Annotated in this window: 14 protein-coding genes; 10 read left to right on the top strand and 4 right to left on the bottom strand. The window is 43.3% G+C overall.

Annotated elements, in window-relative coordinates; genetic code table 11:
- Positions 1-56 precede the first annotated feature (56 nt).
- Positions 57-2,075, top strand: coding sequence for a site-specific DNA-methyltransferase (locus Q0081_RS12705; protein WP_298353745.1), 2,019 nt, complete (start codon positions 57-59; stop codon positions 2,073-2,075).
- 81 nt (positions 2,076-2,156) lie between these two features.
- Here Q0081_RS12705 and Q0081_RS12700 read toward each other — a convergent pair whose 3' ends face one another.
- Entirely contained in the window at positions 2,157-2,504 is a 348-nt protein-coding gene (locus Q0081_RS12700; protein WP_298353733.1) for a DUF5615 family PIN-like protein, read from the bottom strand.
- 14 nt (positions 2,505-2,518) lie between these two features.
- Positions 2,519-2,752 carry a DUF433 domain-containing protein gene (locus Q0081_RS12695; RefSeq protein WP_298353721.1) on the bottom strand — a complete coding sequence of 78 codons (234 nt, stop codon included), beginning with the start codon at positions 2,750-2,752 and terminating at the stop codon, positions 2,519-2,521.
- 120 nt (positions 2,753-2,872) lie between these two features.
- Between Q0081_RS12695 and Q0081_RS12690 the strand changes: the two genes are divergently transcribed.
- The 9 genes from Q0081_RS12690 (at position 2,873) to Q0081_RS12650 (ending at position 10,368) form a co-directional block, all read left to right on the top strand.
- Positions 2,873-4,222: a DEAD/DEAH box helicase gene (locus tag Q0081_RS12690; RefSeq protein ID WP_298353716.1), complete on the top strand. Its 1,350-nt coding sequence runs from the start codon at positions 2,873-2,875 to the stop codon at positions 4,220-4,222.
- 5 nt (positions 4,223-4,227) lie between these two features.
- The gene (locus tag Q0081_RS12685) at positions 4,228-5,208 is read left to right on the top strand and encodes a hypothetical protein (RefSeq protein WP_298353713.1); all 981 of its coding nucleotides are present in this window, start codon (positions 4,228-4,230) and stop codon (positions 5,206-5,208) included.
- Between the two features lie 41 nt (positions 5,209-5,249).
- Positions 5,250-5,897, top strand: coding sequence for a DUF1016 N-terminal domain-containing protein (locus Q0081_RS12680; protein ID WP_298353711.1), 648 nt, complete (start codon positions 5,250-5,252; stop codon positions 5,895-5,897).
- Complete coding sequence (locus Q0081_RS12675) at positions 5,890-6,258, top strand: PDDEXK nuclease domain-containing protein (RefSeq protein WP_298353708.1); 369 nt, start codon at positions 5,890-5,892, stop codon at positions 6,256-6,258. Before Q0081_RS12680 ends, Q0081_RS12675 begins: the two co-directional genes overlap by 8 nt.
- An 8-nt stretch (positions 6,259-6,266) precedes the next feature.
- Positions 6,267-6,485: a DNA modification system-associated small protein gene (locus tag Q0081_RS12670; protein WP_298353695.1), complete on the top strand. Its 219-nt coding sequence runs from the start codon at positions 6,267-6,269 to the stop codon at positions 6,483-6,485.
- A 6-nt stretch (positions 6,486-6,491) separates the two neighbouring features.
- Positions 6,492-6,968 carry an AAA family ATPase gene (locus Q0081_RS12665; protein WP_298353692.1) on the top strand — a complete coding sequence of 159 codons (477 nt, stop codon included), beginning with the start codon at positions 6,492-6,494 and terminating at the stop codon, positions 6,966-6,968.
- Entirely contained in the window at positions 6,946-8,493 is a 1,548-nt protein-coding gene (locus Q0081_RS12660; RefSeq protein WP_298353689.1) for a hypothetical protein, read from the top strand. The genes Q0081_RS12665 and Q0081_RS12660 overlap by 23 nt, the downstream gene beginning before the upstream one ends.
- Before the next feature lie 3 nt (positions 8,494-8,496).
- Positions 8,497-10,086, top strand: a complete 1,590-nt coding sequence (locus Q0081_RS12655) for an ATP-binding protein (protein WP_298353686.1) — start codon at positions 8,497-8,499, stop codon at positions 10,084-10,086.
- 78 nt (positions 10,087-10,164) lie between these two features.
- Complete coding sequence (locus Q0081_RS12650) at positions 10,165-10,368, top strand: hypothetical protein (protein WP_298353683.1); 204 nt, start codon at positions 10,165-10,167, stop codon at positions 10,366-10,368.
- 207 nt (positions 10,369-10,575) lie between these two features.
- Here the strand turns inward: Q0081_RS12650 and Q0081_RS12645 are convergent, their stop codons facing one another.
- Both Q0081_RS12645 and Q0081_RS12640 read right to left on the bottom strand, forming a co-directional pair.
- Positions 10,576-11,652 (bottom strand): cytochrome-c peroxidase, encoded by a 1,077-nt coding sequence (locus Q0081_RS12645; protein WP_298353680.1) that lies wholly within the window; start codon positions 11,650-11,652, stop codon positions 10,576-10,578.
- A 7-nt stretch (positions 11,653-11,659) separates the two neighbouring features.
- Complete coding sequence (locus tag Q0081_RS12640; protein ID WP_298353677.1) at positions 11,660-12,469, bottom strand: MbnP family protein; 810 nt, start codon at positions 12,467-12,469, stop codon at positions 11,660-11,662.
- Between the last annotated feature and the right edge of the window lie 45 nt (positions 12,470-12,514).

Below are 12,514 nucleotides of genomic sequence, written 5' to 3'. Positions count from 1 at the left end.
TGTTGGTCTTATGACCGACAACGAACTCGTAGCAGTTGGATTGTTGAACACCAACAATGGCAAAGCAAAAGGGCCCGTCGTTGTTTTTTCAGCGGTTTGTTGGGTACTGTGGTACTTTGTTGCTAAAATTGCCTACCAAACGCCCCCGCATCCGACGCATGAACAAACACGACCTCATCCAAAAAGTAAAAGCCCTCGAAGGCATCAGCCAAGACGAACGCGCCTACCTCATTGACCTCATCAATACCAAAAAAAAATACGGCCTCGTGTGGGAAGACAAACCCGAAGACGTTGAAGAAACCCTCCGCACCCACCTGCCCGTGCTGCAAGAGGTGGTGGAGAAGAGAATAATAGCCCCCAACAGCCCCCTAACCCTGCGAGGGTCCGACCCCAATGGGGGGATTTCTTTCGACACGTCAAAGAAGACAACTTCACAACCTACGCTTTTTGATAGCCCCCCAACTCTGCGAGAGTCCGACCGCGCGGCGGACCGTCCTGAAGGGGGAGTTAAAAACGCTGAACTCTCCAAAGGTGAATTTGTAGGAACTCCCCCATTGGGGGCCGGGGGGCTGAATCACTCATTGATTGAAGGCGACAACCTCCACGCCCTCACGGCTCTGACGTTTACGCACGAAAACAAAATTGATGTCATTTACATTGACCCACCTTACAACACCGGCAACAAAGATTTTAAGTACAACGACTCCTTCGTGGACCGTGAAGACTCTTACCGCCACTCTAAATGGTTGAGTTTTATGGACAAACGCCTACGCATTGCCAAGCGACTGTTGAGCGACAAAGGCGTGATCTTTATCTCCATCGACGATAACGAACAAGCCCAACTCAAACTGCTTTGTGATGAGGTTTTTATGGAGGCGAATTTTATTGCACAAATAATTTGGCAGAAAAGGATTTCCCCAGATTCAAGAAGAATTTTAGGTCCCGCACATGATAATATTTATTGTTATGGCAAAAGTTATAGTAGTTATCTTGGATTAAACCACTTGGCATTAACCGAAGAGCAAGAAAATGCTTTTAAAAATCCAGATAATGACCCAAGAGGTGCTTGGGTTTCTTCTGATTATATGGCACAAGGATTTAGGCCAAATCAAGTTTATGAAATTGTGACTCCTGGAGGAGCAAAGTACTCTCCTCCCGAAGGAAAATGTTGGAAAAATATTGAAGATGTTTTTAAGAAACAAATGAAAGAAGGTAGGATGTGGTTCGGAATAGATGGAAAAGGAATACCAAGAAGAAAAACATATTTAATTGATAGAAAAGGCTCTGTACCTTGGACTTGGTGGGATTATAAATCATCGGGCAATAATCAAGATGCTAAAAAAGAAATAACTGAAATTCTTGGTAAAGCTACTGCGTTCAGTACTCCCAAACCGCTAATGCTTATTAGAAAGGTATTAGAAATTGCATCAAATACTGATTCCACCATTCTCGATTTTTTTGCAGGCAGTGGCACCACGCTTCATGCCACCATGGCCCTCAATGCCGAAGATGGCGGCAACAGGCAATGTATCTTAGTCACCAACAACGAGAATAATATCTGCGAAGAAGTCACCTACGAACGCAACAAAAGAGTCATAGAGGGCTATACCAATGCCAAAGGGGCGTGGGTGGAGGGGCTTGGGGGAAACAATTTGCGGTATTATCGGGGTGGTTTTGTGCCGAGCCTCAAATCAGAAGCCAACAAACGCCTCCTTACCCAAGCCAGCACCGAGCTGCTGTGCCTCAAAGAAAACTGCTACAACGAACTCACCGCCGAGTATGCACTTGACCCACGGCAAGCCCGCATTTTCAGAGACGATTCCGATGTTTACATGGTAGTGGTGTATCACAGCCGTCAGCAAGCCGAAGTCTGCGAGGCATTAGTGGGTATTATTCAGGGGGTGAGCAGTACCCAAAAGATAAAAGTGTACGGTTTTAGTCCCGAAAAAGATACTTTGGTCGAAGAGTTTTATGGGGTGCAAGACCGCATCGAGGCCATACCGCTCCCCGATGCCATCTACAATGCCTACAAAGCCACTTTCAGAATCATTGGCTTAGACAAAAAACAGCTATGATAGCAACCACCGAATATGCTACAGCAAAAAACAGATTGTTGGTAAAAACATGGAGTCGCTCTACCAACCACCGCAAAAAATTTATTTAAGGGGCAGAATACGAATACGTTCCTTTAAAGTATCAAAAGTTATTAAGCAACCACTATTCAGATAAGGTTCGTAGCGCAATAAACAAGTGAGGACAGCATTGCCAATCCGAGAGGGCATTAATTCTTGGCTTTTTAATTGAAATACGCTTGGAAAATCAGCGTTTGTTGCCGCCAAAATAGCACCAAAGTCCAAATCGTTTGTGAAAACTACAAAGCCATTGTGGCGAGCATACTCGAAGATGATAGTGTCAGGGTCGTTGGCGTTGCCAGTGGTAGCCCAATGTTGAGCCATTATGTTCTGGTTTTCAAAAAATTGAACCCACAAAGGGGACAAGTTCATGTCAATCAGTATTTTCATAAAGCTACAGCAGGAATATCTATTTCTTCGACTCGCCAAGCGGCATAAGATAGTGCTTGACGCAAATCTTCTTCTTCGAGATAGGGGTATGCGTCCAGAATTTCTAAAAACGAATGGCCAGCGGCGAGCAGGCCAACAATTGTGCCAACGGTAACGCGCAATCCACGAAGACAAGGCTTACCGCCCATCACTTGGGGATTAAACGTAATACGGTTCAATATTTTTTCCATTTGCTTGAAATTTACCCAAAATTACAAAATTTCACGTAAAAAAACTGGTACTTTGCTTCATTGCGTTATTTAGAAACGTGAATTCATTCAATCACCCGACCATTCAACATTCATTAACCCTTGCACCTACTCAAAGATTTTCAAGACAAGGCGGTCAATGCTTTATTGGCCTACACCTTTGAGGCCCTGGCCGAGACCCCCGAGCAAGTACCGATTTTGCTCGAAGCCCCCACCGGCTCAGGCAAAACCGTAATGATGGCCGACTACCTCTACCGTTTGGTTGATGAGCTTCCGTTGCAGCCGAGCCTCAACCCCAACACGGCCTTTATCTGGATAGCCCCCAACACGTTGCACATTCAGAGTTTGAAATCTTTGCAAAAACTATATGCCGATACCGCCAAACTGAGGTCGATTGATTTGAGCGAGTTGAGTACCAACCCCGTACTGAACCCACGAGATTTATTGTTTGTCAATTGGAGCAGCGTGGACGGCATGAAGAAGATTTGGCGAAAAGAAAACGAAACCAATACCAATCTCGAAACCCTCATCGAAAACACCAAAGCCCAAGATACACAGCTTATTTTGGTCATTGACGAAGCCCACCTGGGTGCCTTCACGGGGCCGCAAGCCATTGCAGTACGAAACCTCATCAAAGCCAAAGTAGAAGTAATGGTTACGGCTACGCCCAACAGCCGCCCACAAAAGACGGTTTCGATCAGTCGCAAAAAAGTGGTTGACGAAGGCATGATTAAGAAAAGCGTGCGGCTCAATATTGGGCTTGACCCCGCCAAACAAAACTCTGATAATGTGCATATTCATTTGCTGCGAATGGCCCTCGAAAAGAAAAACGAACTGGCGGCAATCTACGATGCCGAGCTGGGCGCAGGCGTAGTAAATCCGCTGCTGCTCATACAATTGCCGTCGGATACCGCCACATTGAGCGACGAAGACAAGACCATCAGAGAAACCCTCGAAGGGTTATTAAGCATGGAATATGGCATCACCACCAACAATGGTCGGCTGGCAGTTTGGCTATCTGGCGAGCAAAACCGTGCAGGTTTGGAAGATATGAATGGTTTTCAGGATGTTCTGATTTTCAAACAAGCCATTGCCCAAGGTTGGGATTGCCCACGGGCAGCCGTGCTGGTAAGTTATCGAAATGTACAAAGTCCCAATTTTGGTATTCAGACCGTAGGCCGAATCTTGCGAATGCCCCACCAAAAGCATTATCAAAACGATATGCTCAACTACGGCTATGTTTATACCAACATTGAGAGCAATAAAATACGATTTGAGCCATCGGATGCCGATTTTTTCAATTATCAGATAGCCAACAGGCAAGCCGATAAAGATTGGGTATATGATAAATTACAGACAGCTACGATTGTCAATGACCGTGCTACGGCTGGTGTACTGACTTCGGTCTTTGAGCGAAAGTTTTTTAATGTCATGGAAACACCTACGGAATAGGTCAGTTGCCTGATTTCGATTTGTTTACGCCTGCTCAAATGGAAGACGTAAAACGTCAAAGAGATTTTAATAGAAAAGCAATGCGTGAAAAATTTTGGCAGTTTGAGATAGATGAACACCAAATAAAAATTCCAACCGATATAAATCTTGACCCCTACGAAGTAAATGCCATTATGCTAAACAACGACCAAATGAAGGCATTTTCGATAACAGATGCCCAGTTCGGAACCATGTTTGATCGGTTTTGCTACGATAATATCACCCGCCTAAACCGCTCGAAAAGTTGGAAAAAACTAAGAGAAACGTTGAATCATTTTGCCGAATATTACTTAGGCTATAATGAATTTGAGATTCGCAAAATTTATCTTTTTCCACAAAACAAAGAATACTTGGTGCAGCACATTGCCAAAGCCCTCGAAAACTTTGAAGCTTGGCAAGTAAAACAAGGCAACGATAGCCGAAGAGTCGTAAACAATGATTGGGAAGTGCCATCGACTCGCTATTTTAATGAACTATACAGACGTGAAAAGATAGAAAACCACGCCTTAGAACCATTCTTTGAATACGAAAAAGCCTCAAGTCCAGAAATTGCTTTAAAAGAATTTTTAGAAAAAAAAGCTGCCTTCATAGACTGGTGGTACAAAAATGGCGACCAAGGAAAAGAACATTTTGCAGTGCCATATAATGACAAAAAGGGCGTAAAACGATTGTTTTACGTGGACTTTATTATAAAATTCAAGTCGGGCAAAATAGGTTTGTTCGATACAAAAACCAAACGCTCAGATGCCGAAGCAGCCAACAAGCACAATGCTCTTTTGGATTGTTTAGATGCCGAAAATAAAGCCAATACCAAGCGAGAATTGATTGGTGGCGTGCTGATTCCCGAACTAACGGGCGATGTAATGACATTTAAGTATTGTAAGAATAGAATAGAAGACACCGATAGTTTGGTTGGCTGGGATTTTTTCAATCCTCAAACCTTATAGGTTTTCAAAACCTATAAGGTTTAAATAAAAAAAATTCACAAATGAATTTGCAAAATACAGCCTTAATTGGGCAGATAAAAGCCATTATTGAAGCATCGCAAGAGCGAGCCATTCGTGCCGTTGACCACGAGCGAACGCTCATGTATTGGCACATAGGTAAGTATATTTTTGAGGAAGAACAACAAGGCGAAGAACGAGCTACTTACGGTAAATACCTCATTAAATACTTAGCCCAACAACTCGAACCAGAATTTGGTAGTGGATTTGGCATTAGGCAGTTAGAGATTATTCGTCAATTCTATAAGACCTTTCCAATTGCGAACGCAGTGCGTTCGCAATTGAACTGGACTCAATATCGCTTGCTCACACGCATAGAAGACCATGATAAAAGAGCGTTTTATATTGCCGAAAGTATCAAAAATGCGTGGACAGCAAGGCAAATGGAACGCCAAATCAATAGTCTTTTGTACGAACGATTATTGATGAGCAACGACAAAGAAAGTGTGTTGGCAGTAGCCAAAGGCGAGCAACAACCAAGCGAAGTAAAAGAACTCATAAAAGACCCGATGGTGTTGGAGTTTTTGGGGCTGAAACGAGAAAGTAGTTATTACGAAAAAGATCGCTACGGCGAACCGTTTAGAGCAAGCCATCATTACGCACTTACAAGAGTTTTTGTTGGAAATGGGTAACGGTTTTTCGTTTGTGGCACGCCAAAAACGCATTTTACTCGAAGACGATGAGTTTTTTGTAGATTTAGTATTTTATAATAGGCTTTTGCAATGTTTTGTAGTTATTGAAATCAAAACCCATAAGTTAAGCCATCAGGATATTGGACAGTTACAAATGTATGTCAATTATTATGACCGAGTGGAGCGGCTACCCCACGAAAACCCAACGATTGGCATATTGTTATGTACCGAAAAAAATAATACTTTGGTGAAGTTTAGCTTACCGGAAGGCGAAAAAAACATTGTAGCCAGTAAATACGAACTGTACCTGCCTACCGAAAAACAATTGATTGAAGCAATACAACAAGATATTCAACAATAGTAAAACACATGGCCAAAAAAGGATTAGACACCACATTTCTGCACTACGGTGTTCGGCGGGAAGATATGAGCCTGATCGAAACCATCAGCCTAAATTATCAGCTTGATGCCGATTGGGTAAAAGAAGATTTGCTGCGGGAGTTTCACGAAAAAAAAGTAAGCAAACAGGAACTCGACGACAAGAGCATTGAGCGTTTGATTGACAAAGCCCTCCAAAAAATCAAATAAGTCTCCATGCACATCAAACGCATCAAAGCCAAAAATTTCAAGACCTACTACGACCTTGATTTAGATATTTCGGTAGAGCCCGATAAGCCTATTATCCTCATTGGGGGCAAAAACGGAGGCGGGAAAACCACCCTGTTTGAAGCCATCTATGGGGCATTGTATGGACTTCACATCCATTCCTTAAAGCAATTCAAAGAACTGCTCAATGCGGGTAGCCTTGATAAAGGCGAAGAGATAATCACTCTCGAACTGCACTTTACGGGCAAAGTACTCAACGAAGAGCAGCAATACATCCTGACCCGCACCTATGCCCTCAACACAAGTAAGCAGCCCACCGAGAGCGTGCGGCTCAACATGAACGGCACGGTGTTTTTGTACGGCACGGCCACGCCCCCCCGCCCAACGAATAGAACAGGAAGCTCAGGTAAACAAAATCATAAAGGCCAATTTGCCCCAAGAATTGAGCCGATATTTTTTGTTTGATGCCATGGAAGCGGGCAATTTGCTCAAGGAAGACCAACTGAATAAAGTAATAAAGGAGAACATCGAAAATGTGATGGGCTTCAATAAATACATTCAGTTGGCCAAAGCCTCCGAAACCCTCTATCAACAATATACGGCCCAAAGGCTACAGGTAGAAAACGAAAAAAAAGAATATTTGGGCTTAATTGAGCAGAAAAACAAATTTCAGGCAAGCCACAAAATGGTACAGCAGCTCCTGCAGGATGCCCTGCAATACTCGGTGGCCGGCAAAGAATTATACGATAACCTGAAGGCCGGGCTTAACCAGGAAACCACCATCAAAAACAAAATTGAGCAGACGGTTGCAACCATTGACGGCATTCATAAAAAAGAAGCCATTTATCGAGAAGACATTGAGAATTTTGTAAAAGATATTGAGTTAAACGTCTGTATTCCCAAAATAGTAGAAGCCCTCAAGTCAGAGATACACCTTATTTTGAAAGCCAAAAATGAGCAGCAACAAAACAATAGCACCAATCTTAGCCGCGAGCAAATAGAAACCATCAGTTTTGCGATTTTGAACTATTTGCAGCAAAACAAATTAGTATTGGGTGACGTAAAACTGGAACAACTCGTTGATCATGTGTGGCGAACCAGCCAAAACCTGCCCATAAAAGATGAATATCACTTCTTGGAATTTTCGGAAGTAAAAGCCCTCGAAAACCTGCTGAATAATCGGGCCGCTAATCCGTTTCCGATGCTCAACCAACAACAGGTTGATTTGAATTTGTCCTTAGCTCAGATTCCGATTTTTGAAGCTCAGGCAGAACAAATGAAAGCACAGATCACGGGGACAGATTATGCCATTTTGAAAGCCTATGAAGACAACGAAGCCGGCATCAAAAAACTGGAAACACAAATAGCCGAAGCCCAAGGCGAAATAACAAAAATTGATAAGCGCTTGCACCAGTACGATATTCAGATGAGTCAGGAACCTGACCCACGTTATGAAGCATTGGGTAAGTTGAAGGCATTTTTTGAGGAAGTAGCCAACCAATTGCTGAAAACCAAAAAACAGCAAATCGAGCTCAAAATGAAACAGGACCTCAATGTCAATTTGGCCGCTTACCGAGATGTCATTGCGAAGGTTGAACTTTCGGAAAATCTTTCAAACCTAACTTTCAAAATATACCACCAAGCAGGAAACGAAATCTACCTAAACCAACTCAATACGGCCTCAAAACAAGTGGTGGTACAGGTTTTATTAAAAGCCTTGCACGAATTTGGCGACTACGACCCACCCGTGATGATTGATACCGTGATGGGGGTATTGGACGAAACCAGTCGCTCAACGGTTTTAGAAAACTACTTTCCTGAGCTATCGCACCAAACCATTTTATTGAGTTCGGATAGTGAAATTCGTCCCCAAACCGACCTCTCCAAAATAGAACCGTTTATTTCAAAAGTATATACCCTCGAAAGAGACCGGGAACGCCAATCAACCGAAGTGATCATAGGCTATTTTGGAAAAACCGTAAACGCTTAACCTATGAACGCCATCAATCTACAAAATATAAGACAAGCCGAAGGGTTACTGGAAGAATTGCACGAAATCCGCACAAAAATTGAGCAAAGAATAAACTTAGAAAAGTATTCGGAGCGGACAAAAGCGTTGAATCTCAACAATAGCAAAATCATGCGGATTTGCCTATTGGCAGGGCTTTCGAGCAATGAAACAAGAAAAAAAGAAGATTTTGAACCTATTCAATTGAGTGCAAATAGAATATTTGAAACACTTTTTACGCATCATAACCTACAGGTTCCGATTCTGACGTTGGTGAAACTCAGGTATAGTAATTTAAAATTGGATTGGAAAAATGACCCCGAAAATAGCCGAATCATCAACGCCGAAATACTGCGTGGCAGTCGACTTTTGCTCAAAAACAATACCTTAGAAGATTGGTTATTGAATACCAATAACAGCTCAGTGAGTGGTAGAGGGGGCGGTATTCCGTCATTAAATCTCAACGTGGGCAGCTATGAAGACGATATTCCTGCGGGCTTGAATCTCAACGGGAAAAACATTGCCAATACTCAAATACTGATTGCCGGCACAACGGGTTCGGGCAAGTCTAACCTTCTGGCGGTGCTTATCAACGAAATACGCTCGCTGTCGGTCGAAAGTCCGTATCCGGTCAATTTTCTGCTTTTTGATTATAAAGGCGAATTTTCTGACTCTGCCAATAATGCCTGGCTTAACTTATTTGAAGTTGATAGAAGTGCACTGCTCGACCCACTCACTGCCCCGCTGCCGTTTAGTCCATTTAAAAACTTTACGGGCAAAACCCAAAATGAGATAAATTTATACTCCACCGAATTGGCCAATGCCTTATGTGCCATTGACAATGCCCGCATCAGTGCCAACATGAGCAACCGACTCTCGGAAGCCATTATTAATGCCTACAAACGCACCAACAACCTGCCGATTACATTTGAGCTGATTCTGAAAGAATATACCTTGCTGCAACCCGATAAAGAACGAGACCGTGATGACAGTATCAAGTCTGTAATGAAGCAATTGATTAGAAATAAGCTCTTTTCTGCCGAAGATAAGATTGACTTAATCAAAGATAGCTACATCATCAAGATGGACGGTTTTCCAAAAGACGGTCCCATTGCCAAGGCAATCGTTTACTTTATTGTCTCAAAACTTAATACGATTTACGAGAAATTACCCAAGCAAGCCACCGATGAAAACTGCGTAGAACTCCGCCACTTCACCATCATTGATGAAGCCCACTATATGCTGGGCTTTGATAATAAACCTTTGCGAGATTTGATAGCTATTGGCCGCAATAAAGGGCTATCTATCATTTTAGCAACCCAGAACATGGACAGCTATAAAAGTGAGTTCTTTGATTTTTATGCCAATGCCCAGTATCCACTCATTATGAAGCAACAATCTATCAATGATGGTGTCATAAAGGATTTGTTTGGTGTATCGGGCAAAGACTTTCAGGAAATCAAAGAAGCCATATCCGGTCTTCAAAAAGGTGAATTGATCATCAAAAACCCAATGGCATTTTCATTGGGAATGGGCAAGAAGTATAAGAAAATGAAGGTGCGACACCTGATATAAACAAAGGCCATTTTTTAGGTGGCACAGCAACGCAGTAGTGTATTTGGGTAAACTTGGTGGGGATAGCAGTGGATCAAAGTGCTGGAAGGACTCGACAAAAGCGGCCGATTGGCCCACGGACGCATCTACACCAACAATGGCTCGGTACAGATCAAAGGGCTTTATTTTTTGAACCGATTTGCCAATAAACTCCTCGAACGCGGGGCCATTGAGCCGCAATTGTTGCGGGCAAAACTTAAAAAAACACTATTTAGTGCGTTGACTGCCGGCTACTTTGAATGAAGAAGTCGTCGGGTCGGAAAAACACGGGTCTTTTGTTCATCTAAGAAGTACTTCCTTAGTATGCAATCTTCAACAATTAGTCGTTTCGTCAGGTAAAATGTTTGTTTTTACATTTATTCATTTGAAAAAGTGTGATAGTAACCATTTATTCGTTTGAAAAAGTGTAAAATTGCCAATTAAGAAGAAGAATGGTTAGTCAGTATCCCTTTAAAAAGACTTGCCAAAGCCTGGGTCGGAAAAGCGCCAGTCTTTTACAAAGCTGTCGTCGGACAGGGTTTTGAGGAAGGCAATGATCTTTAGTTTTTCGTCGTCGGTAAGTGGAATGCCGGCTGGAGTGGCTTGTTGCAGAATAGGGTCGAGCGTGGCCGATTGCTTTGCGTTTTTAGCGTAGTGGTCAAGCACTTGCTCCAAGGTGGTAAAACGACCGTCGTGCATGTAGGGAGAAGTGTAGCTTACATTTCTCAGACTTGGGACTTTAAATTTATACAGGTCGTCAGGATTTTGGGTAATCCTGAAACGACCTTGGTCGGTAGAGCGAGCCATATCCAAGCCATTGTTACGGAACGAATGATCGGTAAAAAGCTCGCTGGCGTGGCAGGTGGCGCATTTTTGTTTAAATACAGCCAACCCTTCCTTTTCCGTTGCGGTAATGGCATTGGTGCTTCCTTTTAGATAGAGGTCATACCGAGAATTGTTGGAAACCAAAAACAGCATAAACTGCGATAGCGCTTTGGTAAAACGCTCGGTATTGATTTCAGTGGTACCAAATGCTTTTTTGAATAACTCTGGATAATTGGGATTCTTGCTGTCGCGCAGTTTTTGCAGAACGTTAGACAGTTTTTCGTCCATTTCTACGGGATTTTCGATGGGAGCCATTGGAAATAAATCCAATTGATGCACCCCGCCATCCCACAGAAAATCTTTTTCCCAGGCCATGTTCTGAATCGCAGGGGCATTGCGCATCCCGATTTTATCGTCAATTCCGTGGCTCAAATCGTGCCCATGATGCGTAAAAGCCGCCGCCTGTTGGTGACAGGTACCGCAGGCAATAGTACCGTTGCGCGACAAAATACCGTCATAAAACAGCGAGCGGCCTAATTGGAATCCGTCAGTCGTAAGGGGATTGGATTTTAAATCATACACCATCGCGGGGAAATAACTCGGTTGAGGTACTTCCAGCGTTTCTACGGTCGGCGTTGTCGGGGTGGGAGTGTCGGGAGTGCGATGGCACGACGCCCACCCAAACAACGCTGCAGATAGTATGACGATGTACGATTTTTTCATTTGATAATCAATCTTTTACGCCAGAAATTTTAAACATAGCAGCGTAGTTGTTGGCCACGGTAGATGAAAAATCAGCGAACATAACGGTAGGGTATTGGGCCAAACTGATTTTTTGAGTTCCGTCAAAAATCTTGGCAATATCAGCAACTACCTCAATGGTTGGCTGCTGCGCAGGTCCCACTTTGGCCACTATGCTTCCCAGAGGTAACGTAACCGTACGAATGTTGTTGAATGTCTTGGTATTGTACCCGCCAAAACCCCCGATGTGGTACCTGAATTTCTGATTTCCAGTGGCATCAGCGGCTACTTTCGACGAATTGCCTTCCAATTTTAGAAAAATATAGCCCGAATTCCACGACCAATACATGCCGTCGTCGTGACTGATGTCGCCGGGGTCAAGTACACCTTTGCGGCGACTGAGGTCCATCGTATTGCGGAGGCTGTCCACCCCGATCATGAACTTGAGTTCGGTAAAGTCGCCGGTGGGGACGCCTTTCAAAACCACTTTTTTCGAATCAATATTGGCTTCCCGTATCAGAAAATAACTCGAATCCTGCGGGTAAGTATATACTGTTCCGTCCGCTTTCTTGAGGGAAATATTGCTGATGAAATAACTGAAGGTAGTTACGGTAAAGTCTTCCCCCACTGCGTTTTTGTAATTGCCGCTACCCAATACCACCCCATCACTTCCCACTTTATTGCTGAAAGAAAGCGTAAGAGAGTTGTTTGCATAAGGATCGGGATCCGATTTGCAGGATTGGATGAAAAGAAGGAGAACCAACGACCATCCGCTCGCCCAAAGTAGGTTATTTTTCATATTCATCAAGCTAAGTAACTCGTATTCAACAATAACGCATATCAA

Source organism: Runella sp. (genome assembly GCF_027484545.1).
Taxonomy (GTDB): Bacteria; Bacteroidota; Bacteroidia; order Cytophagales; family Spirosomataceae; genus Runella.
The sequence above is the reverse complement of the archived record's forward strand: the minus strand, read 5'-3'. Positions and strand labels throughout refer to the sequence as shown.